Raw genomic sequence first — 25,427 nt, 5'->3', positions numbered from 1 at the left:
CCGCGCTCTGCGAGGCGTTTTCGCTGGTCAGGGCGATTGTCAGTGGTGCCGCGTAGGGTTTTGGGCAGTGGGGAGACAGCGGGACACCGGTGGCACACGGGGAAGATTCACGCACGGGGGAACGAACAATGAGCAGGACCTACGCCGGTTCTACGGCGACCATGACCACGTCCACGATCACCTTGACCGAGGACGACCTCGATCCGTACATCACGCACGCGTCGACGCGCCGCTGGCTGACGGGGCCCGGACTGCCGGGTGACAGCGGCCTGTTGACGTTCGAGGAGCTGCGCAAAGAGGGCCTGCGGACGGTCGCGGACTCGCTGGGCGACCCCGGCCCACTGGCGCAGGCGCTCCGGGATCAGCTGGTGATAGGCGCGCTCCGGGGACCCGGCGGCGCGGAGGCGGAGTCGATCCTGCTGGACGGCGAGACGGGCGAGATCGCGACGACGTACTTCTTCCACGACCGCCCGGACCTCATGGAGACCGGCCCGCTGGCCCCGTCGATCGAGACGCTGGCCCGCTTCACGACGACGACGGACGAACTGACGGACCTGCGCGGCCAGTTCGCGTCCTACGAGGGCCGGCACGGCACGAAGACGGCGGCGGAGGCATCCCGCCAACTGCTCGCGGTGTTCGAGTCGGGGACGGCCGGCGAGGTGCCCCCGTTCTGGAAGGCGGCGGCACTGATCCGCCCGCTGGCGCTGGTCGCCGGTCCCGGCACGACGTCAGGTCTGACCCTCGACATCCCGGCCCGCCTGCTGGACCAGGAGTTCGGCCAGGGCACGGTCGCGCGCTTCGAAGAGGTCGACTTCCCCGCCACCCTCACCCACGAACCGACCCGCCGCTTCCTGCGCGAGACGGGCCTGCCCGAGGACGCGTTCCTCTTCCACCTGGACACGGACGTCTCGCTGTCCACCCTCGCCGAGTTCTACGAGGACGAGCCCGCCGAGGAACTCCCGCCCCACGCCGACCAGTTGATCCGCCTCGGCTACCTCCTGGAGGACAACAGCCTGGTGGTGGACGGTGCGACGGGCGAGGTCCTGACCTGGAGCGAGCCGGAAGCGACACTGGCTCCCCTCAACACGGACGTCTCGACCCTCGCCTTCACCCTGTGGCTGCTCCACCGCGAGAAGACGATCGACGCGGACCTGTCGGGCGAGCTGACGGCAGAGGCGTACGACCAGTTGGCGACGACGATGCTCCAGACCCTGGCGACGGTGGACCCGACGGGACGGAACACCCAGGGGTCCGGCCGCCACCCGCACTACTGGACGGAGGCGTTCCGGGACGAGGCGGGCGGGGTGCTGTGACGCGCGCGTGGGCGGCCGAGGAATTCGTTCGCGCCGAGTGGGCCGAGCCGTTACGGTCCGCTGGACCGCACCGCGATGGGGCGCGGGTACGAGACGGCACGGGCGAGGGGATCACACATGGAGACCGGGCGCACGCGGACCGACCGACTCGGCTTGCTGCTGGAGCAGTTCGACAAGGCCCGGGAGATGGCCGAGGTCCGGCTGAGGGGGCTCGGTGACGAGGAGTACCTGTGGGAGCCGGCGCCAGACTGCTGGTCGCTCCGGCGTCGCGGCGAGGCGGTGACACCAAGGGCGTTCGGGCCGGGGGAGTGGGTACTCGACCTGGGCGCGGCGGACATCCCGGCGAGCGAGTACGCGGAGGTGGCCCGCCAGGCCGCCGACGGTATGACGGTTGCCAAGATCGCCGACGACTGGAGCGTGACCGTCGAGCGGGTCGAGCAGATCTTGGCCCACACGGGCGAGCCGGAACCGGACACGACCCCGATCACGACCATCGCGTGGCGACTGGGGCACCTGCACTTCCAGTTCGCGGGGGCGTGGGAGTGGGCGTTCGGTGACCGGCGGCAAGATCCCAAGCTGATGGTCGACTTCACACCTTCGGCGGCCTTGACGCTGGAGCGGTTCTGGCCGGTGATCGACCGCTGGCGAGCGGCCGCCGCCACGGTCACGGAGGAACAGCTGGATACGGTCGGCTTCTCCCAGTACCCGTACGGCTCCGACCCGGACGACCCGTTTGTCGCTGTGCTGGCGGGGGCGAACCTGGAATTCATTCACCACATGGCGGAGATCGCGCTGCTGCGGGATCTGTGGCGGGCGCGGGTTGTGAGCGAGGGCTAAGTCCGAGGCGCCTTGGGGGAGTTCGGGCGTCTTGAGGGAGTTCAACCGAGGGCAGGGAAGGGAAGCACCTCAGGTCTGGGCGAGGGGCTCGGCCGGAACGGTGGCACCGAGTGCGGCGTTCTGCAACGCCGTGATGCGCTCGATCACGAGCCCCGCCAGTACGGCCGCCGCGATCATGAGTGCCTCCTCCACCACCAGGAAGGCCATCGAGCCCGGGGCCACCCGGCTCGCGACCGTGAGCACCAGCCCGTGCCCGACCCAGGCGGCCCACCACGCGTTCACCAGGGTCGTGTCCCGCTTCTCCTCCCAGGACGCGGAGCTCGCGCGTCCGATGGCGAGGATGATCCCGCGAGGAACAATGAGGTTGACCAGCGGAATGAACCACATGCCGATCGTCCGGCCCCGACTCGGCACCGCGGCCCCGGGCATCAACTCATGGGCGTTGCGCCGGGATTGGGTGAGCCACACGAGGAACAGCACGATCGCGAGAGTCGTCAGATAGACGAAGACCATGGAGATGAGGCCCGACTCGGATGCGTCCGAGCGGTCCACGTACTGATCCCGGACCGCCGCCGCACGGAACACGTCCGCCACAGCGGACACAGCTATCGCCACCTGCGCGGAACGGACAAGGATCCGGGGAGCTCTGCGGGCGGTACTCGTCATCGACTTCGGCCTGTCTCGGAGGCGGGTGTGGCCGCGGCGGACGCCGGGGCTGAGTGATCATAGGGGTCCGATCGCCGCACGCGCGTACGATTTTCACGTCCTCGGTCCAGGACTTCGGCCGGTCAGCCTGCCGCAGGGCTTTGCGGGTCCTGCGGCACCTGCGCCCGCACGAACCCGTGACTCCGCTCCACCTTCGCCACATGCAGCGTGTAGCTCTCGTACCACTGGGCTCGCCCGCGTTTCTGCGCCACGTGGTGCTCGGCGTCGGTCCGCCATTCCGTGAGGGCGTCGGCGTCGCGGAAGTACCCGACGGTGATGCCCAGCCCGCCCGGAGTCTGGGCGTGGTCCATCCCCAGGTACCCGGGGATGTCCTTCACCAGGTCCTCCATACGGGCGTTGGTCTCGCTGTAGTCGCTCTGGTCCTGAGTTCGCACCGTGGTGAAGACAGCCACGTAGTAAGGGGGTTCATAGGCCTCGACGGGTGTGACAGGCCCCTCGGAGTGATCGCTCATGGCGCCACGGTAGGGCAGTGGGCGTCGCCAGATCTTCGGGGTGCCGGGAGCGGCCTCCAGGACGATCAGGAGTGCGGAGGCTTTGGCGCTTGCCCGGGCTCGACTGCGGCGAGGCGGTTGATGTCGGGGTTGTGCAGCACCGTGGGGCCGGCGCCTTTTAGTCGAGTGACGGCGAGCATGGCGTGTCCGACGGCGTCGGTGGTGGTGACATGGCGGGGGAAGGCGCGCCGCAGGAGGGGGTACAGGCTCCCGGTGATGCGGTACAGGACGCGGTAGACCGGGGTGCGGGAGGTGGCGCCGCTGACGGGCTGGATGTAGCCGGGGCGGAACATGTACGCGTGCATCGGCATGGCGAGCAGGTCGTTCTCGGTGCGGCCCTTGACGCGGGCCCACATCTGGCGGCTCCTGCCGGTGCTGTCCGTGCCCTCGCCGGAGACGTAGACGAAGGTCAGCGAGGGGTTCGCGGCGTGCAGGGCACGGGCGGCGGCGAGGGTGTAGTCGTAGGTGACGCGGGTGTACTCCTCCTCACCGCGTCCGAGGGCGGAGACGCCGAGGCAGAAGAAACAGGCGTCCAGGTCCGTCAACTGGTCCTGGACGGCGGTGTAGTCGGTGAAGTCGGTGTGGATGATCTGCCGCAGCTTCGGATGGTCCAGCGGAAGAGGGCTGCGGACGACGACGAGGACCTCGGTGACGGCCTCGTCGAGGAGACAGGCGCGCAGTGCGCCGTGTCCGACCATTCCGGACGCTCCGAAGATGATGACGCGCACGGTTGCTCCTAGGCATGAGAGGGGTGGCTCTGGGCTGGCGGTGGCATTCAGAGAGAAGTGCGGGCGAGCGTGCCGACGGTGAGGGTGGCCAGCGCTTCTTGTAGGGCGACGGCGAAGTCCATCTTCAGAACGGCGAGCGAGGGGTCGGCCTCGTAGGCGGCGAGCATCGCCTGCGACGGGCGGGCGTGGGTCCACACCGCACCGATCACCATGATCATGGACGCCGCCAGCTGCTGAGCGCGATCGCCCAGCTCGGGCAGGTGAACGCGGGCGAGGGCCGTGAGCGCGTCGACGTTGGCGACGGCGGCCCTCTTGTAGCGGGCGGCGACCTCTGGGGAAACGTTGTGTTCCAGCACGCCGGCCTGTGCGCTGAGCAGATCGCACAGCATGCGGCGTTCGGCGAGGGAGTCGCTGATCACCGCGGCGAACTGCTCGCCGCGCTCTTCCACCGCGGCCTCCGCGTCGATGCCGGCGGTCAGCAGGTCGGGCAGGTCGGCCATCCACTGCTTCCAGGCGTGGTCCAGCAGCTCCAGCAGGACCGCCTCGCGGGACTCGAAATAGCGCAGCACGTTCGACTTGGCGAGCCCGACGCGACGGCTCAGCTCGTTGAGGCTCACCGCGCTCACCGGCATCTCGTCGAGCATGGCGGCGGCCGTGTCGAGGATCGCCCGCCGCCTGATCTCCCGCTGCTCCTCGCTGCGCGCACGCTGGAAAGTATTCATGCCCACATATTACAGACTCCCGGTCTTTTGACATCAGACCGACGGTGCCTTAAGTTGAATGCATCACAACAGACCGTCGGTCTGAAATGGGCCGAATCCCTGATCGCGTAAGAGACCGCTGGTCTGGAAATTCGGTGGCCCGAGCCCCGGCGGATCGAGCCGAGCGCGGACGCACATCCACCGTTCCGGCACAGAACGTCACGAAGGAGTCCCCCTCATGAACCGCACCGTTGTCATCACCGGCACCACCTCCGGCTTCGGCCGCGACAGCGTCCGCCTGTTCGCGTCCCAGGGCTGGAACGTCGTAGCGACCGTCCGCAAGGAGACGGACCTCGCCATCCATGACGACCTGCCGAACGTGAAGACCCTCCTGCTCGACGTCAACGACGAGGGTGCCGACACCGCCTTCGCCGAACAGGCCGCCGCCCAGTTCGGAGGCATCGACGCGCTGGTGAACAACGCCGGCTACTACCACATGGGCCCCGTCGAGGCCGCCTCGATGGAGCAGATCCACGACCAGTTCCAGACCAACGTCTTCGGCCTGATGGCCCTGACCAAGGCCTTCCTGCCGCACTTCCGCGAGCAGCGTTCCGGCGTGATCGTCAACATCTCCTCGATCAGCGCCGACCAGGGCTACCCCTACACCGCCGTCTACGCCGCCTCCAAGGCCGCGGTCGCGGCCTTCTCCGAGGGCCTCAACGTAGAGATGGCGGATTTCGGTGTCTCGGTCAAGGCGGTCTTCCCGGGCGCCCACGCCACCCGCATCTTCACCAAGATCGACCAGGCGGGCGACATCCCCGAGGACTACCAGTCCGGCATGCAGCGCTTCTTCGGCATGCAGGGCACCGGCTCCAGCCCGTCCGTGACCGCGCAGGCCATCTACCAGGCGGTCACGGACGGCAGGATCGAGAAGGTCCGCTACTACACCGGCCCCGACGGAGTCGCCGTCCCTCGCGTCAAGCAGCTCCTGGGCGCCGACTGGTACTGGGAGGAGTTCCGCAACGCCTCCACCGGCAACCCCAGCGACCTGTGGAAGAGCCTCGTCACGCAGGGCAAGGAGCCCGTCGAGTTCGCCCTCTGACCCACCGCTCGGTCGGTCCTGCCCACCGCCCTCACTGTCCTCATCGTTGTCGAGCCCGGCCGTCCGCGGATCGCGCAACGGCCGGGCCGGAGAGGTGTACGTGAGGTCACTCGGGCTCCCTGTGCACGATGTGGCGCTCTGGCGCTAGGTCATTCGGTAGAGGACCAAGCGACTGACGTAGTCCTGTCTGGCGTGGGAGTCCCAGATGTAGGAAGCACTCTGCAACGTGTATACGTGCAGGTCATCCACAAAGTTGGAGGCCGTGGCGGGAATCGAACCCGCGTAACTCGCTTTGCAGGCGAGTCCCTGAACCACTCGGGCACACGGCCGTGTTTGTTGAGTTGACCGTAGGACCGGGCGGCGGCCCCGGACAAGGGGGCCGGGGATGGCGCAACGGGACTGCCATACGCCGTTCATGAATGGGGAGTGGCTGGTGGGGTCGCTGGGGGGCGCTGGGGTCGCTGGTCGTACGACCAAGGTCTCAGCGCCCGACCATCCTCCGACAGGGGTCAACCCGGCCGGTGGACCTTACGCTGGCCTGCATGACCGTCCTCGAACCCCGTGACGCCGGCGTCACGGACACCGCCCCTGACCTGGCCGACGAGTGTCGTGACACCGTGTTGGGGCGGTCGCATCGGGCGCTCAGTGTCGGGATCGTGTCCGTTGTTCTGCTGATCGCCTTTGAGGCGACGGCAGTTGGGACGGCGATGCCGGTTGCCGCTCGGGAACTGGGCGGGGTGTCGTTGTACGCGTTCGCGTTCTCCGGGTACTTCACCACCAGTCTGTTCGGGATGGTGTTCGCCGGGCAGTGGTCGGACCGGCGGGGGCCGCTCGGGGCGTTGACCAGTGGGATCGGGGCGTTCGCCGCCGGGCTGGTGGTGGCGGGGACCGCTCAGGTCATGTGGGTGTTCATTCTCGGGCGGGCCGTGCAGGGGCTCGGGGGTGGGCTCGTCATCGTCGCTCTGTATGTCGTCGTCGGGCGGGCTTATCCGGAGCGGTTGCGGCCCGCCATCATGGCCGCGTTCGCCGCGAGTTGGGTCGTACCGTCCGTTGTCGGGCCGCTTGCCTCCGGTGTGGTGACCGAGCAGCTGGGGTGGCGGTGGGTGTTCCTCGGGATTCCCGTGCTTGTCGTCTTTCCGCTCGCGCTTGCCCTTCCTCAGATACGGCGGCGGGCGGCCGGGCCGGTGAGCGATGTCGGTGTCGGTGAGCCGTCCGCGTCTTTCGACCGGCGTCGTATTCGGCTTGCCCTTGCCATCTCCCTCGGCGCCGGGCTCTTTCAGTACGCCGCTCAGGGTTTGCGCTGGTTCTCCCTTCTTCCCGCTGCCGCCGGCGTCGCGCTGCTCGTGCCCGCCGCGCTCGGGTTGTTGCCGCGGGGGACGTATCGGGCGGTGCGAGGGCTGCCCTCGGTCGTGTTGTTGCGCGGGGTGGCCGCGGGGTCGTTCATCTCGGCCGAGTCCTTCGTGCCGTTGATGCTCGTCACGCAGCGGGGGCTGTCGCCGACCTTGGCCGGGTTCTCGCTCGCCGCTGGGGGTGGGACGTGGGCGCTCGGGTCGTGGGTGCAGGCTCGGGCGTGGGTGGTGCCGTATCGGGAGCGATTGATGACGGTCGGGATGGTGCTGGTGGCTGCCGCGATCGCCGCCGCGCCGAGCGTCCTCATCCATGCCGTGCCCGTGTGGATCGTCGCCGTCGCGTGGGGGTTCGGGTGTTTCGGGATGGGGCTGGTGATCTCCTCCACCAGCGTGCTGCTGCTCCAGCTGTCCGCTCCGGCGGAGGCCGGCTCCAACTCCGCCGCGTTGCAGATCTCTGATGGGCTGTCCAATGTTGTGCTGCTCTCTGTCGGCGGGGCCGCGTTCGGGGCGCTGGGGGGTGGCACGGTGGGGCACGTCGTCGGCTCGGCGAGCGGCGGGGCCCATTCGGGGCATCCCGGGGCCTTCGCCGCGGTGTTTCTGCCGATGGCGGGGGTCGCGTTGGTGGGGGCCTGGGTGAGCACGCGGGTGCGGACGGAAGCGCGGTGATACCACGTGGTACTGGTTGGTACCGTTGAGGCGTGGCTGGACTGAACCTGCGATTCACGGACGAAGAGCTCGCTGCCCTGCGCGACCGCGCGGCGGCGGAGGGGCTCAGCATGCAGGCCTTCGCACACGACGCGGTGATCGCGGCGGTGAACGAGCGTGCGCGACTGTTCGACGAGGCGGCCGAGCATGTGCTGAAGGCCAGCGCCGAGCTGAACCGGAGGCTCGCCTGATGGACTACCTCACCCTTCCCGAGCAGCTCGACCTCACGAAGCGGCTCGGCACGGACGAGGTGCGTGACTACGGCCTCCTCGACTCGGCGCTCGCGCGGCCCCGGGCGAGCGTGTTCGGGCAGGACGCCTATCCGGACGTATGGCAGAAAGCCGCCGCGCTCATGGAGTCCCTCGCCCGGAACCACGCCCTCGTGGACGGGAACAAGCGCATCGCCTGGTACGCGACCTGGGTCTTCCTGCACCTGAACGGACACCCCCTGGACGCGGACTTCGACGTGGACGAGGCGGAGCGCTTCGTACTGGACGTCTGCCAGGGCGCGCTGGACGTGCCGAAGATCGCCGGCCGGCTGCCGCGCTTCGCGCGCTGACCCCGTGCGGCCTGCGCGCCAACTCGAACCGCCCCCGAGCTGACTTCACCTCACCCCCGCCCCCCTCATTTGTGACGTCAGTCCCATCCCCCGCCGCCCCGGCGTCGTCCGCACGTTGACACCACCACCCCGCCGGTAGGGTGGCCCGGTTGTCATATGTAGCCGACGTAGCCGACGTAGCCGACGTAACCGAGCCGCCCTACCCCCGAACCCGGAGACCGTGACTACTACCGCCGCCTCCTCCACCAGCTCCCACCACCTCTCTCCCGCCTTCCCCGGCCGCGCCCCCTGGGGCACCGCCGGCAAGCTGCGTGCCTGGCAGCAAGGTGCGATGGAGAGGTATGTCCAGGAGCAGCCGCGGGACTTCCTCGCGGTCGCGACCCCTGGTGCCGGCAAGACGACCTTCGCGCTCACCCTTGCCTCCTGGCTGCTGCACCACCATGTCGTGCAGCAGGTGACCGTGGTCGCGCCGACCGAGCACCTGAAGAAGCAGTGGGCGGAAGCCGCCGCGCGGATAGGGATCAAGCTGGATCCCGAGTACAGCGCCGGGCCGCTCGGCAAGGACTACGACGGAGTCGCCGTCACCTACGCCGGCGTCGGCGTACGGCCGATGCTGCACCGCAACCGTGTCGAGCAGCGCAAGACGCTCGTCATCCTCGACGAGATCCACCACGCGGGTGACAGCAAGTCGTGGGGTGAGGCCTGCCTGGAGGCTTTTGAGCCGGCCACTCGCCGCCTCGCGCTCACCGGTACGCCGTTCCGGTCCGACACCAATCCCATTCCCTTCGTGACGTACGAGGAAGGGAAGGACGGGATTCGGCGGTCCTCCGCCGACTACACCTACGGTTACGGCAACGCGCTCGCCGACCACGTCGTCCGGCCCGTCATCTTCCTCTCCTACAGCGGCAACATGCGCTGGCGGACCAAGGCCGGTGACGAGATCGCCGCGCGGCTCGGCGAGCCGATGACGAAGGACGCGATCAGTCAGGCCTGGCGTACGGCGCTGGACGCGCGCGGCGAGTGGATGCCGAGCGTGCTGCGCGCCGCCGACCAGCGGCTGACCGAGGTCAGGAAGGGCATCCCGGACGCCGGTGCCCTCGTCATCGCCACCGACCAGGACTCCGCGCGCGCCTACGCCAAGTTGATCCGCGAGATCACCGGCAGCAAGGCGACCGTCGTGCTGTCGGACGACACCGGTGCCTCCAAGCGCATCGACGACTTCGCGGCGAGCAACGACCGGTGGATGGTCGCCGTACGGATGGTGTCCGAGGGCGTCGACGTGCCGCGGCTCGCCGTCGGCGTCTACGCCACCACCATCTCCACGCCCCTCTTCTTCGCCCAGGCCGTCGGCCGCTTCGTGCGGTCCCGGCGGCGCGGTGAGACCGCCTCCGTCTTCCTCCCGACCGTCCCCGACCTCCTCACCTTCGCCAACGAGATGGAGGTCGAGCGCGACCACGCCCTCGACAAGCCCAAGAAGGAGGGCGAGGAGGACCCGTACGCCGAGTCCGAGAAGGAGATGGACGAGGCGAACAAGGAGCAGGACGAGGACACCGGCGAGCAGGAGCAGTTCTCCTTCGAGGCCCTGGAGTCCGAGGCCGTCTTCGACCGGGTGCTCTACGACGGCGCCGAGTTCGGCATGCAGGCGCACCCGGGGAGCGAGGAGGAGCAGGACTACCTCGGCATCCCCGGACTCCTCGAACCCGACCAGGTGCAGATGCTGCTCCAGAAGCGGCAGGCCCGGCAGATCGCGCACAGCCGCAAGAAGCCGGACGGGGAAGCCGACCTGCTCGAACTGCCCGCCGAGCGGCGGCCCGTCGTCTCCCACAAGGAGATGATGGAGCTGCGGAAGTCGCTCAACACCATGGTCTCCGCGTACGTCCACCAGACCGGCAAACCGCACGGCGTCATCCACACCGAGCTGCGCCGCACCTGCGGCGGCCCGCCGAGCGCCGAGGCCACGGCCGGGCAGCTGCGGCAACGCATCGCGAAGGTCCAGGAGTGGGCCACGCGCATGAAGTGATCCGCCGGTCCCGCTGCCTGTCCCGCTGCTGGTTCACCGCCGGTCGACCCGTGCTGCGGATGCGCCGCCGACCCGCACATCTGTGCGGAATTTGCGCATGGGCGATCCACAGGTCAGGACATGTCGTCATGTAGTGAACCGGTCCGTACCAGTCGGTGACCGGATTCTGGACGGAGACTTCCGCTCAGCGAACCGCCTTCGCTACTGTCCCGCTACGCACACGCCCCGTGGCAGCGCCGCCGCGGAGCGCAGCCGTGAAGCGACCGGGCCCGGACACGCCGGGCCGCTCGCCGACCGGCGGCCTCTGAAGCGCGTCACTGACGGGACTCGGTGACGCAACCGCCGCGAGGGGGCCGCCGACCTCACCACCTAAGGAGTGGGCGTCGTGACCGCGGAGACCTCCCAGACGCTCGACCGGGGACTGCGCGTCCTCAAACTGCTGGCCGATACGGACCACGGGCTGACCGTCACCGAACTGTCCAACAAACTGGGCGTCAACCGGACCGTCGTGTACCGGTTGCTGGCCACCCTCGAACAGCACGCACTCGTACGCCGTGACCTGGGCGGCCGGGCCCGCGTCGGGCTCGGCGTGCTGCGGCTGGGGCGCCAGGTGCATCCCCTTGTACGGGAGGCGGCGCTCCCCGCGCTGCGTTCGCTGGCCGAGGACATCGGGGCGACCGCTCACCTCACCCTGGTCGACGGGGCGGACGCCCTCGCCGTCGCGGTGGTCGAGCCGACCTGGACCGACTACCACGTGGCCTACCGCGCCGGCTTCCGCCACCCCCTGGACAAGGGTGCCGCGGGCCGCGCGATCCTCGCCGCCCGGCATCAGGGAGCGGACGAGCCCGGATACACCTTGACGCACGGCGAGTTGGAGGCCGGCGCGAGCGGTGCCGCGGCTCCGCTGCTGGGCGTCACGGGGGTCGAGGGCAGCGTCGGTGTCGTGATGCTGGCCGACGCGGTGCCCGAGCGGGTCGGACCACGGGTCGTCGACGCGGCGCGCGAGGTCGCGGAGGCGCTGCGCTGAGGCACGTGAGGTCTGAGGCGCGTGAGGTCTGAGGCGCGTGAGGTCTGAGGCGCGTGAGGCCTGAGGCGCGTGAGGCCTGAGGTCGTTCACGGGCATGGGGTGACCGGCGCCCGGCCGAAAGTGGCCGTCGCGTTAGATTGATCCCGTGCTCCTCTCTCGCCTCACGCGCCCCCAGGCCGTAGCCGTCTGCGCCCTGCCCGTCGTGGCGCTGCTCGCCACGGCGGGCTTCGCGCCGCTGCCCTTCTCGCTGGCGCAGCCCGGTCTGACCGCGAACGTCCTCGGCGAGAACAAGGGCACCCCGGTGATCACGATCTCCGGGGCGCCGGTGCGCACGACGAGCGGTCAGTTGCGCATGACGACGATCGAGGCGACCGGACCCGATCAGCATGTCTCGTTGAGCGATGTGATCGACAGCTGGTTCCGCACCGACCGAGCGGTCATGCCGCGTGACTCGGTCTACCCGAGCGGCAACAGCGTCAAGGAGATCGAGCAGCACAACACGGAGCAGATGCAGGAGTCGCAGGACGACGCGACCACCGCCGCGCTCAACTACCTGAAACTCAGCGACAAGAAGGTCAAGGTCACCCTCAAGCTGGCGGACGTCGGCGGCCCCAGCGCGGGCCTGCTCTTCACCCTGGGGATCATCGACAAGCTGAACGGCGACGGCAACGGCGGCGACCTGACAGGCGGGCGCACCATCGCCGGTACGGGGACGATCGGCACCGACGGCACGGTCGGCGCGGTCGGGGGAGTGGCCCTCAAGACCCAGGCCGCGCGACGTGACGGTGCGACGGTGTTCCTGGTGCCGAAGGCCGAATGCTCGGACGCCAAGTCCGAACTGCCCAAGGGGCTACGGCTGGTGGCGGTGACCTCGTTGAAGGGCGCGGTGAGCGCGCTGGAGGCGTTGGAGACGGGGAAGGGTTCCGTGCCGGGCTGTTAGGCGACGGCGGGCTTGGTGCCGTTGGGCGGCGCGGCCGCCAGGCGAAGGCCCAGTTCTACGAGGGTCCAGCCGAGGCGGGTGCGGAGTTCGCGCGGGGTTCTGGCCTCGGCGGCGAGGCGGTGGGCGTCTGCCTGGGCCTGGAGTTCGGCGGCGCGGGCGTGGTGCAACTGGAGGTGGGTTTCCGGGTGCATCGGGGTTGCCTCTTCTCACTCTGATTCGGTCGGGAAGGCGTGCAGGTGGAAGCGCACCTGTTCTGCTTCGGGTGCGTTCTCGTCCTCGTAGCTTTCGAGCAACTCGTGCATTTTTCCGACGAGTTCACGGGTGCGCTCGGGGGTCAGCCGCACGGTCCAGTCGCTCATGTCGGTCGAGTGGGACCACTTGGGCAGCCAGTCCTCGCGGGTGCCGACCCAGGTCGACAGTTCACGGGCGTGGGCGGTCGCCACCTCGTGCAGGAACGTGTCGGCCGCACCACGCACCGCAGGGTCGGCGTCGATGAGCAGATTCTCGTCGAAGCCGATGCCCTGCTCGACCGCCTGCCACCAGCGCTCCCGCCCCTTGCCGCGCTCCGGGGCGTCTTCGACGAACCCGTGCGTGGCGAGTTGGCGGAGGTGGTAGCTGGTCGCCCCGCTGGACTCGCCCAGCCGCTCGGCGAGCATCGACGCGGTGGCCGGTCCGTACCGTCGCAGCGCGTTCAGCAACTGCATCCGCAGCGGATGGGCGATCCCGCGCAGCGAACGGGCGTCGAGATTGCGGTACTTGGACGGTTCGGGCTCCTGCATGCGTACAAAGGTAGCCTTGCAAAGAACCCGTTGCAAGCACTTCTTTGCAACCAGTCCTTTGTAACTCGCTTCCGATGGCCCTACTTGACCAACCCCTCCGCCTTCATCCAGTCCAACGCCACCTGATGCGGATCCTCCCCGTCGACATCCACCTTCGCGTTCAGCGTCTGCGCCACCGTGTTGTTCAGCTTCTTCGTCACCGGGGCCAGGACCTCCGCGATCGCCGGCCACTTCTTCAGCGCCTTCGTGTTGATCTCGGGCGCCGCGTTGTAGTTGGGGAAGAACTTCTTGTCGTCGGCCATCACCGCGAGGTTCATCGACTTGATGCGGCCGTCGGTCGTGAAGACCTCGCCGTAAGTACAACTCCCCTTCTTCACCTGGGTGTAGATGATCCCGGTGTCCATCTGCGTGATGTTCTTCGCCGGGAGACTCATCCCGTACGCCTTCTCCATGCCCGGCAGCCCGTCCGCGCGGTTGGCGAACTCGCTCTCCACGCACACCGTCACCGCGCCCGGGTCCTTCTTCGCCAGCGCGGCCACCTCGGAGAGCGTCTTCGTGCCGTACTTCTTGAAGTTGGCCTGGTTCATCGCGAGCGCGTAGGTGTTGTTCAGGGCGGAGGGAGGCAGCCAGGTGATGCCGTTCTTCAGGTCCGCGTCCCGTACCGCCTGCCACTGCTTCAGCGGGTCGGTGATCGGCTTGCTGTTGCCGAGGTAGGTGATCCACGCGGTGCCGGTGTACTCGTACATCCCGTCCGCGTCACCGGACTTGACGGCCTCCCGCGCTCCGATCGAACCCTGGATGCCGGTCCGGTCGAGGACGTCCGCGCCGGCCGCCTCGAAGGCGATGCCCATCATCGCGCCGAGGATCAGCTGCTCGGTGAACTCCTTTGAGGCGACGGTGAGATGGGCGCCCTTGAGGGGCTCGCCCTTGCCGACGGTGCCGGGGCTGACGTCGTCGACCATCGGGGAGCCGCTGGTCAGCCCGCAGCCGGAGACGACGATCAGCGCACCGACCGTCACCAGACAGGTGCGTTTCATGCGCCCGCCTCCAATCCCCGTGGCCGCAGCAGGAGTTCGGCCAGGGAGGCCAGCCAGTCCACCAGCAGGGCGAGACTGACCGTGAGGATCGAGCCGAGCACCAGGACGGGCATCCGCTGGGTGGTGATGCCGGTGGTGATCAGGACGCCCAGGCCGCCGCCCCCGCCGAAGGTCGCCAAGGTCGCCGTACCGACGTTGAGGACCAGGGCGGTTCGGACGCCGGCCAGGATCAGTGGGACCGCGAGGGGGAGCTCCACCTTTGCCAGGACGCCGAGTTGGGACATGCCGATGCCTCGGGCCGCTTCGAGGAGGGTGGGGTCGTTGGCCTTCAGGCCCGCGATGGTGTTGGACAGTACTGGCAGGACGGCGTAGATGATGATGCCGATCAGGGCCGCCTTCTCGCCGGTGCCGAGCCAGATCACCAGGAGGGCCAACAGGCCGATCGCCGGGGTGGCCTGTCCCATGTTGGCGAAGGTCATCGCCACCGGGGCGGCTTTGCGGAACGCCGCCCGGGTCAGCAGGATGCCCAGCGGGATCGCGATGATCAGCACGAAGAACGTGGAGATCACGGTCAGTTGGACGTGCTGCCAAAGGGCCTTGCTCACCTGGCCGTTGGAGAGGGCGTTCTCCGAAATGGCGTCCAGGTGCGCCTGGTTGAACCACAGCCAGGTCGCGAGCAGGATCGCCACCAGCGCGGCGGGCAGGAAGGTCAGCTTCTGCCAGGTGATGCGTCGCTTCGGGGGAGTCGTAGGCGGCACCACCGCCTCGGCCTCGGTCTCCTCGTCCAGCTCGGGAGTGGTCACGCCTTCTCCTCCCCGCCGGGGCCTTCCTGCTCGGCGTGCGTCTGGAGGGCCCGGGCCTCCTCCAACTCATGCCGGCCCTCCATCGCCTCCAGCCGGTCGGCCTCCAGGAGTTCGTGCACGGAGTTCATCAGCGTCTCCATGTCGACGACCCCGGTGTACTCCCCGCGCCGCCCGGTGACCGCGACCCGCCCCGCGTTGTCCGTGAGCACCGCCTCCAGCGCGTCCCGGAGCGTCGCGTCCCGGGTCACCGTGTCGCTGACCAGCGTGCCCGCCCGGGCGAGCGAGCCCTTGGCGCGCATCATGTCGCCGCGCCGCAGCCACTTGTAGGGCCGGCCGCGCTTGTCGAGGAGCAGGATCTCGTTGGTCCCGCTGTCCCGGAGCTTGTCGAAGATGTTCTGGAGCGGGTCGTCGACGGTCACCGTCGGATAGTCGGTGATCTCCACGTCCCGTACGCGGGTCAGGTTCAGCCGCTTCAGGGCCGCCCCGGCGCCCACGAAACCGGACACGAAGTCGTCGGCCGGGTTGGTGAGGATGGCCTCCGGGGTGTCGAACTGCGCGATGTGCGAGCGTTCGCGCAACACCGCGATCCGGTCGCCCAGTTTGATCGCCTCGTCGAAGTCGTGGGTGACGAAGACGATCGTCTTGTGCAGTTCGTGCTGGAGTCTGATCAACTCGTCCTGGAGGTGATCGCGGGTGATCGGGTCGACCGCGCCGAACGGTTCGTCCATCAGCAGCACCGGCGGATCCGCCGCCAACGCCCTTGCCACGCCCACGCGTTGCTGCTGCCCGCCGGAGAGCTGGCGCGGATAGCGGCCCTGGAACTCGCCGGCGTCAAGACCGACCAGGTCGAGCATCTCCTCCACCCGGTTCCTGATCCGGGACTTCGACCAGCCGATCATCTTCGGGACCAGCGCGATGTTCTGGGCGACGGTCATGTGCGGGAAGAGACCGCTCGACTGGATCGCGTAGCCGACCTTGCGGCGCAGCTTCACCGGGTCGATGTCGGTGACGTCCTCGCCGCCGATGCGGATCCGGCCACCGGTCGGTTCGATCAGCCGGTTGATCATCTTGAGCGTGGTGGACTTGCCGCAGCCGGACGGCCCGACGAAGACGACCAACTCACCCGCCTTGATCTCCATGTTGACGCTCTCGACGGCCGGGTCGGCGCTGCCCGGATATCGCTTGGTCAGGTTCTCCAGCTCGATGGAGGCACCGGAGGTCGCGGTTCCCGGCTCGGACGCGGATGGCTCAGACACGGATCCCCCTGGGAATGGTCAGCCGTCCGAGAAGGACGTAAGCGGCGTCGAACAGCAGCGCCAGGACGATGATCCCGAGCGTGCCCGCGAGCACCTGGTTGAGGGCGTTCTTGCTGCCCAGCGACCCGATTCCGCGGAAGATCTCGTTGCCGAGGCCGGGCCCGGAGGCGTACGCCGCGATGGCCGCGATGCCCATCAGCATCTGTGTGGAGACCCGGATACCGGTCAGGATCGGCGGCCAGGCGAGCGGCAGTTCGACCCGCAGAAGCCGTGCGAGCCGGGACATCCCGATGCCCTTCGCCGCGTCCACGAGGGACGGGTCGACCCCGCGCAGGCCCACGATCGAGTTACGGACGATCGGCAGCAGGCCGTACAGCGTCAAAGCGATCACTGTGGGCGGAACGCCCAGCCCGACGATCGGAATGAGCAGACCGATCATGGCGAGCGACGGAATGGTCAAAATGGTCGAGGTGGCCGTCGTGGCCAGGCTGCCCGCCCACTCGCTCCGATAGGTCACGACCCCGATCACCACGCCGATCAGCGTGGCCACGACCATGCACTGGAAGACCGCGCTGGCGTGTTGGTAGGCGTCGGTGAGCAGCTGCTGGTGCCGGTTGCCCAAGTACTCCCAGAAGCTCACATGCCCACACCCCTACGTCGGCCAGGTCGTCGTCCCTTCCGGGTCTTCCGCCGCCTGTTTCACCAGCGGGATGATCCGCAGCGGAACGGGGTTCTCCATCACGATCGCGGTGGCGGCCCGGACAATGCCATCAAAACCGACAACCCGGTCGATGACCCGCTGGAGATCGGCGTTCGACCGGGCCACGAGCCGGCACAGCATGTCCCCGCTGCCGGTGGTGGTGTGCAGTTCGAGGACCTCGGGGACGGTCGCCAAGTGCGCCCGGACGTCCGGGCCTTGCCCCTGCCGGATCTCCAGCGTCGCGAACGCCGTGACCGGATACCCGAGCGCCGCCGGATCGACCTGTGGGCCGAATCCCCGGATGACTCCATTCGACTGAAGCCGGTCCAGCCGCGCCTGCACCGTCCCCCGGGCCACCCCCAGCCGCCGGGACATCTCCAGCACTCCGATGCGCGGCTCCTGGGCCAACAGCACGATGATCCGGCCGTCGAGCTGATCGATCCCCATGCTGCCGCCTCCAACGCCTGGTCATCCTGTACAGAAAGCCCGCCGACACCGCCGTATCACTGAACATATTGCCCAGCAGATATGCGAACTATTGCGCACCTTGCGAAGGAGCGGGAGCCTGCGGCCATGACACAGACCACTCACCACACTCCCGACACCGCCCGGCAGGCCGACCCCTTCCCGGTGAAGGGAATGGACGCGGTCGTCTTCGCCGTGGGCAATGCCAAGCAGGCGGCGCACTACTACTCCGCGGCCTTCGGCATGACGCTGGTCGCCTACTCCGGGCCGGAGAACGGCAGCCGCGAGACCGCCTCGTACGTGCTCACCAACGGCTCCGCCCGTTTCGTCTTCACCTCCGTCATCAGGCCCAGCACCCCCTGGGGCGAGTTCCTCACCCGGCACGTGGCCGAGCACGGTGACGGTGTCGTCGACCTCGCCATCGAGGTGCCGGACGCGCGCGCCGCGCACGCCTACGCCGTCGAGCACGGCGCCCGCTCGCTCGCCGAGCCGTACGAGCTGAAGGACGAGAACGGCACGGTCGTCCTCGCCGCGATCGCCACCTACGGCGAGACCCGGCACACCCTCGTCGAGCGCACGGGCTACGACGGCCCGTACCTCCCCGGCTTCGCCCCCGCCGACCCCCTGGTCGCGGCCCCCGCCCACCGCACCTTCCAGGCGATCGACCACTGCGTCGGCAACGTCGAACTCGGCCACATGAACGAGTGGGTCGGCTTCTACAACAAGGTCATGGGCTTCACGAACATGAAGGAGTTCGTGGGCGACGACATCGCGACCGAGTACAGCGCCCTCATGTCGAAGGTCGTCGCCGACGGCACGCTCAAGGTCAAGTTCCCGATCAACGAGCCCGCCGTGGCGAAGAAGAAGTCGCAGATCGACGAGTACCTGGAGTTCTACGGCGGCGCGGGCGTCCAGCACATCGCGCTCAACACCAACGACATCGTGCAGACGGTACGGACCATGCGCGCGGCCGGAGTGAAGTTCCTCGACACCCCCGACTCCTACTACGACACCCTCGGCGAGTGGGTCGGCGACACCCGCGTCCCCGTCGACACCCTGCGCGAGCTGAAGATCCTCGCCGACCGTGACGAGGACGGGTACCTTCTCCAGATCTTCACCAAGCCGGTCCAGGACCGTCCTACGGTGTTCTTCGAACTCATCGAACGACACGGCTCGATGGGCTTCGGCAAGGGCAACTTCAAGGCGCTGTTCGAGGCGATCGAGCGGGAGCAGGAGAAGCGGGGCAACCTGTAACGCGCGGGTTCCGTAAGGGACTTGGGGGACCGTGGCCGACGCGCCGATCGATCTGACCGCGCCGGCGGTGCGCCGGCTGCGGCAGGCGGTGCCTACGGCCAGGCCGTCACCCGCTTCCACGCGGAGCCGTACGCTGCACCCATGGCCAGGATCAACGACGTGGGCGGCACCCAGGGTTTCGGTGCCATCGACACCACCGACGACCCCGAGCCCTTCCACGCCGACTGGGAGGCGCGGGTCGTCGGGCTCTTCAACGCCCTGCGCGCGCAAGGGATCTTCAACACCAACGAGTTCCGGGACACGATCGAGGCGATCCCGCCCGCCGCGTACCTGACGATGTCGTACTACGAGCGCTGGTTCACCGCGATCACCGTCCTGCTGGAACGCAAGGGCGTGATCGAGCCGGGTGAGCTCGATGAGTGACCGCTTCCCGCCCGGCACCCGCGTCCGGACCTTCCCGCACGACCCGCCGCACCACACCCGCCTGCCCCGTTACGCACGCGGCAAGTCCGGTGTCGTGGTCGAGTCGGAAGGACCGGCGGAGGTCGCGGACGTCAGTGCTCAAGGTCGCGGGGACGCGCCGGTGGAGCAGGTCTACGCGGTGCGGTTCGCGGCCCGGGACCTGTGGGGCGAGGGCGACCATCACGTCGTACTGGACCTCTGGGAAAGCTATTTGGAAGCGTGCGAAGAGGAACACGAAAAGGGTGCGGCCGATGAGCGCTGACCACGAGGACGCCTCGATCTCCCGGCGGGTGCGGCGACTTGAGACCCTGCTGGAGGAGAAGGGGGTCGTCACGGCCGGTGCGGTCGACGAGGTGCTCGACGCCTTCCTCGCGCGTGCGTCGCCGGCGAACGGGGCACGGGTCGTTGCCCGCGCCTGGACCGACGAGGCCTACAGGGCAAGGCTGTTGACGGACGGCACGGCGGCCGTGCAGGAACTCGGCTTCATGGACGGCTCGTTCCAGCGGCTGCGGGTCGTCGAGAACACGGACGCGATCCACAACGTCATCGTCTGCACCCTCTGCTCCTGCTACCCGCTCCCGCTGCTGGGGCCGTCCCCGGGCTGGTACAAGTCGGAGGCCTACCGCTCCCGCGTGGTCCGCGAACCCCGGTCCGTACTGGCCGAGTTCGGCCTCCAGCTGCCCACCACCACCGACATCACCGTGTGGGACTCCAGCGCGGAGAGCCGCTACATGGTCCTGCCTCGCAGGCCCACCGGCACGGAGTCACTGTCGGAGGGCGAACTGGCCGCGCTGGTCAGCCGCAACGCGCTGATCGGCACGGCGGCCGTGTGACGCGGCGGCTCAACCCGTCTTCTCCTGCGGCTCCTTGTCCGTGGGCGGTGGCTCGTTGGACGGCTCGCCCAGCGCCGCCAACGCCGCCTGGGCCAAGGGCACTTGCAGCGGCGAGAAGTACGGGTTGATCTGCAGCGCGTCCTGGAGGTGCCGCCGCGCGGACGCGAACTTCTCCAACTCCCGCTCGATCATGCCCCGGTGGAACGCGTACCGCGCGTCCCGCACCCCGCCCCCGTGCACCTTGTCCGTCGCCACCGACGCGAACTTCAGCGCCTCCTCGTCCTGCCCGGCCCGGTGCAGCGCCCACCCGAGTGCGTCGGCCACCGCGATTCCCGGCTGCCGGGTCCACTCGGCCCGCAGCCGCCGTACGGCGTCCTGCGCGTCGCCGTGGTCCGCCTCGAACACGCCGAGGACCAACTCGTCGTCGACCCCCGCCGCCGTGTCCTTGGCGGCGAGGGCACGCAGGGTGTCGTACTGGACGCGGGCGGCCTGCGTGAGTCCCAGCGACTCGTACAACTCGCCCAGCTCCAGGGCGTATTGGGGGGTCGGCTGCTTGGCGAGGGCGACCTGGTACGCGTTCAGGGACTCCGAGGTGCGGCCCAGCGCCGCCAGCGCGCGCCCCTCACCGGCCAGCGCCTCCCGCTGGTCGGGATCGAGCCGTACGGCCGCCTCGAAGTGCCGTAGCGCGACCTCGCGGTCCCCGCGTTCCCAGGCCAGCTCGCCGGCGCGTTGCAGCCAGGCCGCCTGCTCCGCCGGGGCGGTGGCCTTCGCCGCCGCGTCGGCGAGCTGGGCGGCGGCGTCCTCGCGCCAGCCCCGGTCGCGGTAGACGGCGGCGGCCCGGGCCATCACGGCGGGGCCGGTGTGCAGCTCCAGCAGCTTGTCGAGGGTGCGCCCGGCCGCCTTGTAGTCGCCGAGCCCGGTGTACGCGTCGATCAGCAGCGGATACGTCGTCCAGCGCCTCGGCGCCGCCTTCACCGCGGCCTCGCCCCAGGTGCGCGCCGCGCGGAAGTCGCGCCGTTCGTTCGCCAGGGCCGCCAGGCCGTCCATCGCGACGGCGCTCGCGTCGTTGCCCTTGGCGCGCACCTTCAGCGAGGTGCGGAGGGCCTCCTCGGCCTTCGGGTAGTACAGGGTGTCCCCGGTCCGCCGCCCCTGCTCCACATAGGCCGAGCCGAGCACCGCCCAGGACCGGGCATCGCGCGGATGGACCCGTACCCGCGTCTCCCGGTCGCCGATCAGCGCGGCCAGGTCCGGCAGCGCGGCCGGTACCCCCGCGGTGACCGCGGTCAGCGCCTGCGCCTTGGGTCCCGGCGCGGGCGGCGGCACCGGACGCGGTTCCTCGGGCAGCAGCCACAGCAGCCCGCCCACCACGGCACACCCGGCGACCGTGGCGATCAGCACCCGGCGCAGAACGGGGGAGCGGCGCCTGGGCGCCTCCGCCACCAGGGACGTACCGGGGCTCCGCTGTTCGTTCTCCATGGCGCTCACTGTGCGTCAGTACGACGACCACATCCCGGCACCGAAAGCCACGCGTGGACGGGGTTCACACCGATGGCCGCGAGTGCGACGCTGTGATCATGAGCCGTATCGAAGCGCCTCGCGACCAGGACACCGGGACTCTCGTCGACCGGCTGCTGGCCGGGCTGCCCGCCGAGGCCGTCCTCACCGATCCGGACGTCACGGACTCGTACGCCAACGACATGGCGAGCTTCTGCCCGTCCGGCACCCCCGCCGTCGTCGTGCTGCCGCGCACGGTCGAACAGGTCCAGCACGTCATGCGCGTCGCCACCGAACTGCGCCTCCCGGTCGTCCCGCAGGGCGCCCGCACCGGCCTGTCGGGCGCGGCGAACGCGTCCGAGGGCTGCATCGTGCTGTCCCTCGTCAAGATGGACCGCATCCTGGAGATCAGCCCGGTCGACCGCATCGCGGTCGTCGAGCCCGGCGTCATCAACGCGACGCTCTCCCGCGCGGTCAACGAACACGGCCTCTACTACCCGCCGGATCCCTCCAGTTGGGAGATGTGCACGATCGGCGGCAACATCGGCACCGCGTCCGGCGGGCTGTGCTGCGTGAAGTACGGGGTGACGGCCGAGTACGTCCTCGGCCTGGACGTCGTCCTCGCCGACGGTCGGCTGATGAGCACCGGCCGGCGTACGGCCAAAGGGGTCGCCGGGTACGACCTGACGCGGCTGTTCGTCGGGTCGGAGGGCTCGCTCGGGATCGTCGTCAAGGCGATCCTGGCACTGAAGCCGCAGCCGCCCCAACAGCTCGTGCTGGCCGCCGAGTTCGCCTCTGCGGCGGAGGCCTGCGACGCGGTGTGCCGGATCATGGCGGGCGGGCACGTGCCGTCCCTCCTCGAACTGATGGACCGTACGACCGTCAAGGCCGTCAACGACCTGGCGCACATGGGACTGCCGGAGACGACGGAGGCGCTGCTGCTCGCCGCCTTCGACACGTTGGACCCGGCCGCCGACCTGGCCGCCGTAGGAGCCCTGTGCGAGGCGGCCGGAGCCACGCAGGTCGTGCCCGCCGAGGACGCCGCCGAGTCCGAACTGCTGCTCCAGGCGCGGCGGTTGTCGCTCACGGCGCTGGAGGCGGTCAAGGGCACGACGATGATCGACGACGTGTGCGTGCCCCGGTCGCGGCTCGGCGAGATGCTCGAAGGGGTGGAACGGATCGGCGAGAAGTACCGGTTGACGATCGGCGTCTGCGCCCACGCCGGCGACGGCAACACGCATCCCACCGTCTGCTTCGACGCGCAGGACGCCGACGAGTCCCGGCGCGCCCGCGAGTCCTTCGACGAGATCATGGCCCTCGGCCTGGAACTCGGCGGCACCATCACCGGCGAACACGGTGTCGGCGTCCTGAAGAAGGAGTGGCTGGCCCGCGAGATCGGCCCGGTGGGCGTGGAGGTGCAGCGGGCGGTGAAGGCGAGCTTCGACCCGCTGGGGATCCTCAATCCCGGCAAGCTGTTCTGACACGGGGGCGGGACACCCTGTCTGGAAAAGTGTGACACTTTCGCCGAAAGTGACTCACTTTCTGAACTCACTCCCCGTCCCGCGACTCGTCCGACGGCCACGGGTCGCGCAGCCACAGGTCGTCGGCCGCGGTCGGTGCGAGCAGCTCGGCCAGGCCGTCGTCGATGCCGAGCTGCTCCGCCTCAGAGCCCGGAGGGACCACCCGCAGCGTGCGCTCCAGCCACGCCGACACCTGGGCCGCGGGGGCCTGGAGCAGGGCGTCTCCGTCGGGTGAACTCAGCGCCATCAGGATGACGCTGCGCCGCTCCACCTTCGTCGGCCACACCCGCACGTCCCCGTGCCCGCACGGCCGGAACACGCCCTCGACCAGCAGTTCGCGGGCGAACGTCCAGTTGACGGGGTGCTCGGAGTTGATGTGGAAGGAGATGTGGACGGCGTACGGATCGTCGGTGCGGTAGCTCAGCAGGGCCGGGACCGGAATGCTCCGCTCCGGCGACAGGATGAGTTTGAGCTCCAACTCCCGCTCTACGACTGTGTGCATGACGTGTGTCTCCTCTCGCTGACCGGGCCCTGCGGTGGGCCCGTACGAGTGGAGAGGCCGTGCGGGCGGAAGCATTACGCGAGTTCGGGAATCTTTTTTTTCCGCGCCGCGTCACGAAGGCTTCGCGGGGCTTCGGAGCGTGTGGACTCCGTGCACGAGGTTGCCCGGAAAGGGGTGGGTCCGGCGGGACGGGCAGTGGCGGTCGCACGGGTCTGATAGATGTGGACACCCCCATTTGACCTCCGAGCAGATACGGGACGACGGACATGAGCGCCCCAACCCCGGCACCCGGTGACGACAGGCCCCGCGAGGGGTACTACCCGGACCCGTCCATTCCTGGATACGTCCGGTACTGGAACGGCACGGCCTGGGTGCCCGGCACCAGCCGCCCGGCACCGTCGGACGGCCTGCCCGTCGGCGGGACGGGCCAGTCCGTCGAGGAGACCGGGCCGCACTTCTTCGACGAGGACCCGGCGCCGGACAACCTGGTGAGCCCGGCTCAGGCCCAGCACGGCAGCCGCCCCGAGCCGGCGGCGGCGTGGGGCGCGGACCGCTCCCACCAGAGCGGGTTCGGCGGCGACCAGGACCGCCGCGTCTCCTGGGGCTCCCCGGACCCGAGAGCGGGCGCGGACCCGAGGGTCCCCGCCGACCACCCCGCCCAGCCGGACGGCACGGCGGCGACCGCTCCCGAGGACCCGTCCAACCCCGGCACCTTCGCCCTGCGCCGCCCGACGACCCCGACCCCGGGTACGGACACCCCGGACGAGGGCACGACGACTTTCCGCCGCCCGACCCCGCGCACGCCCCAACAGGGCGGGGCGCCGGGGGCGCAGGGCGGGGGCACGGGGGCCGGTTTCGGGGCGCAGGGTCCCGTGGGAACAGGCTCCGCCGGTGGCGGCTTCGGCCCCCGGAATCCCGCCGGGAGCACCCCCTCCAACGACCCCTCCGCCCCCGGCTTCGGCGCCGGAAAAGCGGCAGCCGCCCGTGCCGCCGCGCAGGCTCAGGTGGGCCAGGCGGGCACCGGCACCGGGGCGCCCGCCGCCTCCGCCGCCCCCGCGTCCTCCACGGCCCTCTCCGGCCCCCAGCAGTCCGCCCCCGGCGTCCCCCAGCAACCCGGCCCGGTCCAGCCGCAGGGCGCCGCCGTGGGCATGCCCATGGCCGCCGGACCCGGTGGCGGGCAGCCGTCCTGGGCGCAGCAGGTGCACCGGCTGGCGGGGGACGAGGAGGGGCCCGTTGCGCCTTGGAAGCCGCCCGTGGAGGACGTGTTCCAGGCGGCGGCCCGGCGGCAGTCGGCGGCGCGGCCCGCGGGGCTCGGCAAGCGGCTGGTCGCGCGGCTCGTCGACACCGTCGTGCTCGGCGCGGTCACCGCCGGGGCCGCCGTACCGCTGGGCACCAAGGCGGCCGACCACATCAACGAGAAGATCGACGCGGCCAAGCTCTCCGGCCGTACCGAAACGGTCTGGCTGCTGGACGGCACGACGGCCGTCTACCTGGGCATCGTCCTCGCCGTCCTCCTCCTCTTCGGTGTCCTCTACGAGGCGTTGCCGACCGCCAAGTGGGGCCGCACCTTGGGCAAGAAGCTCTGCGGTCTCCAGGTGCGCGGCATCGAGAGCCACGAGCCGCCCGGCTTCGGCGGGGCGCTGCGCCGCTGGCTCGTCTACAGCGTCCCGGGGCTGCTCGGCATCGGGATCGTCGGTGTCGCCTGGTGTCTCTTCGACCGGCCCTGGCGCCAGTGCTGGCACGACAAGGCAGCACATACGTTCGTAGCGGGATAGGGGGGTACGGCATCCGGGGTACCTGATTCCGTACCCCGGACGGCCGCTC

General features: G+C 69.6%; 28 protein-coding genes and 1 tRNA gene. 15 read left to right on the top strand and 14 right to left on the bottom strand.

What is annotated here, in order from left to right; genetic code table 11:
* The first annotated feature begins 128 nt into the window (after positions 1 to 128).
* The gene (locus tag OG588_RS18885; RefSeq protein WP_405948320.1) at positions 129 to 1,313 is read left to right on the top strand and encodes an SUKH-4 family immunity protein; all 1,185 of its coding nucleotides are present in this window, start codon (positions 129 to 131) and stop codon (positions 1,311 to 1,313) included.
* A 117-nt stretch (positions 1,314 to 1,430) separates the two neighbouring features.
* On the top strand, positions 1,431 to 2,150 hold the full coding sequence (locus tag OG588_RS18880; RefSeq protein WP_405948319.1) for a DinB family protein: 720 nt from the start codon (positions 1,431 to 1,433) through the stop codon (positions 2,148 to 2,150).
* A gap of 69 nt (positions 2,151 to 2,219) precedes the next feature.
* Here OG588_RS18880 and OG588_RS18875 read toward each other — a convergent pair whose 3' ends face one another.
* From OG588_RS18875 to OG588_RS18860, 4 genes are all read right to left on the bottom strand, one after another.
* Complete coding sequence (locus OG588_RS18875) at positions 2,220 to 2,753, bottom strand: DUF4328 domain-containing protein (protein WP_405948318.1); 534 nt, start codon at positions 2,751 to 2,753, stop codon at positions 2,220 to 2,222.
* A gap of 185 nt (positions 2,754 to 2,938) precedes the next feature.
* Positions 2,939 to 3,328 carry an antibiotic biosynthesis monooxygenase family protein gene (locus OG588_RS18870; RefSeq protein WP_405948317.1) on the bottom strand — a complete coding sequence of 130 codons (390 nt, stop codon included), beginning with the start codon at positions 3,326 to 3,328 and terminating at the stop codon, positions 2,939 to 2,941.
* 65 nt (positions 3,329 to 3,393) lie between these two features.
* Entirely contained in the window at positions 3,394 to 4,095 is a 702-nt protein-coding gene (locus tag OG588_RS18865; protein ID WP_405948316.1) for an NAD-dependent epimerase/dehydratase family protein, read from the bottom strand.
* 47 nt (positions 4,096 to 4,142) lie between these two features.
* Positions 4,143 to 4,817 carry a TetR family transcriptional regulator gene (locus tag OG588_RS18860; RefSeq protein WP_405948315.1) on the bottom strand — a complete coding sequence of 225 codons (675 nt, stop codon included), beginning with the start codon at positions 4,815 to 4,817 and terminating at the stop codon, positions 4,143 to 4,145.
* A 217-nt stretch (positions 4,818 to 5,034) separates the two neighbouring features.
* Here OG588_RS18860 and OG588_RS18855 point away from each other — a divergent pair, with 217 nt between their 5' ends.
* Positions 5,035 to 5,898 carry an SDR family NAD(P)-dependent oxidoreductase gene (locus OG588_RS18855; protein WP_405948314.1) on the top strand — a complete coding sequence of 288 codons (864 nt, stop codon included), beginning with the start codon at positions 5,035 to 5,037 and terminating at the stop codon, positions 5,896 to 5,898.
* Positions 5,899 to 6,152: 254 nt separating this feature from the next.
* Here OG588_RS18855 and OG588_RS18850 read toward each other — a convergent pair.
* A tRNA-Cys gene (locus tag OG588_RS18850) sits at positions 6,153 to 6,227 on the bottom strand.
* 213 nt (positions 6,228 to 6,440) lie between these two features.
* Between OG588_RS18850 and OG588_RS18845 the strand changes: the two genes are divergently transcribed.
* The 6 genes from OG588_RS18845 to OG588_RS18820 all read left to right on the top strand — a co-directional run bounded on the left by OG588_RS18845 (position 6,441) and on the right by OG588_RS18820 (position 12,498).
* Positions 6,441 to 7,913, top strand: a complete 1,473-nt coding sequence (locus tag OG588_RS18845) for an MFS transporter (RefSeq protein ID WP_405948313.1) — start codon at positions 6,441 to 6,443, stop codon at positions 7,911 to 7,913.
* Positions 7,914 to 7,945: 32 nt separating this feature from the next.
* On the top strand, positions 7,946 to 8,143 hold the full coding sequence (locus OG588_RS18840) for a hypothetical protein (protein WP_366091213.1): 198 nt from the start codon (positions 7,946 to 7,948) through the stop codon (positions 8,141 to 8,143).
* Complete coding sequence (locus OG588_RS18835; RefSeq protein ID WP_405948312.1) at positions 8,143 to 8,511, top strand: type II toxin-antitoxin system death-on-curing family toxin; 369 nt, start codon at positions 8,143 to 8,145, stop codon at positions 8,509 to 8,511. The genes OG588_RS18840 and OG588_RS18835 overlap by 1 nt, the downstream gene beginning before the upstream one ends.
* Before the next feature lie 220 nt (positions 8,512 to 8,731).
* A complete protein-coding gene (locus tag OG588_RS18830; protein ID WP_405948311.1) occupies positions 8,732 to 10,531 on the top strand; it encodes a DEAD/DEAH box helicase in 1,800 nt (599 codons plus the stop codon).
* Between the two features lie 385 nt (positions 10,532 to 10,916).
* Entirely contained in the window at positions 10,917 to 11,558 is a 642-nt protein-coding gene (locus tag OG588_RS18825) for a helix-turn-helix domain-containing protein (protein WP_355913202.1), read from the top strand.
* A gap of 145 nt (positions 11,559 to 11,703) precedes the next feature.
* A complete protein-coding gene (locus OG588_RS18820) occupies positions 11,704 to 12,498 on the top strand; it encodes a S16 family serine protease (RefSeq protein WP_405948310.1) in 795 nt (264 codons plus the stop codon).
* On the opposite strand, the gene OG588_RS18815 is transcribed toward OG588_RS18820, so the two are convergent.
* The 7 genes from OG588_RS18815 to OG588_RS18785 all read right to left on the bottom strand — a co-directional run bounded on the left by OG588_RS18815 (position 12,495) and on the right by OG588_RS18785 (position 17,520).
* Entirely contained in the window at positions 12,495 to 12,689 is a 195-nt protein-coding gene (locus OG588_RS18815; protein WP_405948309.1) for a hypothetical protein, read from the bottom strand. The two genes, OG588_RS18820 and OG588_RS18815, sit on opposite strands and share 4 nt — an antisense overlap.
* Positions 12,690 to 12,704: 15 nt before the next feature.
* A complete protein-coding gene (locus OG588_RS18810; RefSeq protein WP_405948308.1) occupies positions 12,705 to 13,277 on the bottom strand; it encodes an ArsR/SmtB family transcription factor in 573 nt (190 codons plus the stop codon).
* An 80-nt stretch (positions 13,278 to 13,357) separates the two neighbouring features.
* Positions 13,358 to 14,314 (bottom strand): glycine betaine ABC transporter substrate-binding protein, encoded by a 957-nt coding sequence (locus OG588_RS18805; RefSeq protein WP_405948307.1) that lies wholly within the window; start codon positions 14,312 to 14,314, stop codon positions 13,358 to 13,360.
* Positions 14,311 to 15,117: an ABC transporter permease gene (locus tag OG588_RS18800; protein WP_405948306.1), complete on the bottom strand. Its 807-nt coding sequence runs from the start codon at positions 15,115 to 15,117 to the stop codon at positions 14,311 to 14,313. The genes OG588_RS18805 and OG588_RS18800 overlap by 4 nt, the downstream gene beginning before the upstream one ends.
* Entirely contained in the window at positions 15,114 to 16,373 is a 1,260-nt protein-coding gene (locus tag OG588_RS18795; protein WP_405948305.1) for a betaine/proline/choline family ABC transporter ATP-binding protein, read from the bottom strand. Before OG588_RS18795 ends, OG588_RS18800 begins: the two co-directional genes overlap by 4 nt.
* Positions 16,366 to 17,013 (bottom strand): ABC transporter permease, encoded by a 648-nt coding sequence (locus OG588_RS18790; protein ID WP_266857411.1) that lies wholly within the window; start codon positions 17,011 to 17,013, stop codon positions 16,366 to 16,368. The genes OG588_RS18795 and OG588_RS18790 overlap by 8 nt, the downstream gene beginning before the upstream one ends.
* 12 nt (positions 17,014 to 17,025) lie before the next feature.
* A complete protein-coding gene (locus OG588_RS18785) occupies positions 17,026 to 17,520 on the bottom strand; it encodes an Lrp/AsnC family transcriptional regulator (RefSeq protein WP_405948304.1) in 495 nt (164 codons plus the stop codon).
* 126 nt (positions 17,521 to 17,646) lie between these two features.
* Here OG588_RS18785 and hppD point away from each other — a divergent pair, with 126 nt between their 5' ends.
* From hppD to nthA, 4 genes are all read left to right on the top strand, one after another.
* Positions 17,647 to 18,792 carry a 4-hydroxyphenylpyruvate dioxygenase gene (hppD, locus tag OG588_RS18780; RefSeq protein WP_405948303.1) on the top strand — a complete coding sequence of 382 codons (1,146 nt, stop codon included), beginning with the start codon at positions 17,647 to 17,649 and terminating at the stop codon, positions 18,790 to 18,792.
* 141 nt (positions 18,793 to 18,933) lie between these two features.
* Positions 18,934 to 19,215, top strand: a complete 282-nt coding sequence (locus tag OG588_RS18775; protein ID WP_405948302.1) for a hypothetical protein — start codon at positions 18,934 to 18,936, stop codon at positions 19,213 to 19,215.
* Positions 19,208 to 19,516, top strand: coding sequence for an SH3-like domain-containing protein (locus OG588_RS18770; RefSeq protein ID WP_405948301.1), 309 nt, complete (start codon positions 19,208 to 19,210; stop codon positions 19,514 to 19,516). Before OG588_RS18775 ends, OG588_RS18770 begins: the two co-directional genes overlap by 8 nt.
* Positions 19,506 to 20,087, top strand: coding sequence for a nitrile hydratase subunit alpha (nthA, locus tag OG588_RS18765; protein WP_405948300.1), 582 nt, complete (start codon positions 19,506 to 19,508; stop codon positions 20,085 to 20,087). Before OG588_RS18770 ends, nthA begins: the two co-directional genes overlap by 11 nt.
* Positions 20,088 to 20,096: 9 nt before the next feature.
* On the opposite strand, the gene OG588_RS18760 is transcribed toward nthA, so the two are convergent.
* Positions 20,097 to 21,563, bottom strand: coding sequence for a tetratricopeptide repeat protein (locus OG588_RS18760; RefSeq protein WP_405948299.1), 1,467 nt, complete (start codon positions 21,561 to 21,563; stop codon positions 20,097 to 20,099).
* 92 nt (positions 21,564 to 21,655) lie between these two features.
* On the opposite strand from OG588_RS18760, the gene OG588_RS18755 reads away from it, so the two are divergent.
* Positions 21,656 to 23,062 carry an FAD-binding oxidoreductase gene (locus tag OG588_RS18755; RefSeq protein WP_405953155.1) on the top strand — a complete coding sequence of 469 codons (1,407 nt, stop codon included), beginning with the start codon at positions 21,656 to 21,658 and terminating at the stop codon, positions 23,060 to 23,062.
* 67 nt (positions 23,063 to 23,129) lie between these two features.
* Here OG588_RS18755 and OG588_RS18750 read toward each other — a convergent pair whose 3' ends face one another.
* Positions 23,130 to 23,603 carry an SsgA family sporulation/cell division regulator gene (locus tag OG588_RS18750; RefSeq protein WP_366091227.1) on the bottom strand — a complete coding sequence of 158 codons (474 nt, stop codon included), beginning with the start codon at positions 23,601 to 23,603 and terminating at the stop codon, positions 23,130 to 23,132.
* Positions 23,604 to 23,869: 266 nt separating this feature from the next.
* Here OG588_RS18750 and OG588_RS18745 point away from each other — a divergent pair, with 266 nt between their 5' ends.
* The gene (locus tag OG588_RS18745) at positions 23,870 to 25,378 is read left to right on the top strand and encodes an RDD family protein (protein ID WP_405948298.1); all 1,509 of its coding nucleotides are present in this window, start codon (positions 23,870 to 23,872) and stop codon (positions 25,376 to 25,378) included.
* Positions 25,379 to 25,427: the final 49 nt, after the last annotated feature.

The sequence above is a fragment of the Streptomyces prunicolor genome, from assembly GCF_045162825.1.
GTDB lineage: Bacteria > Actinomycetota > Actinomycetes > Streptomycetales > Streptomycetaceae > Streptomyces > Streptomyces prunicolor.
The sequence above is the reverse complement of the archived record's forward strand: the minus strand, read 5'-3'. Positions and strand labels throughout refer to the sequence as shown.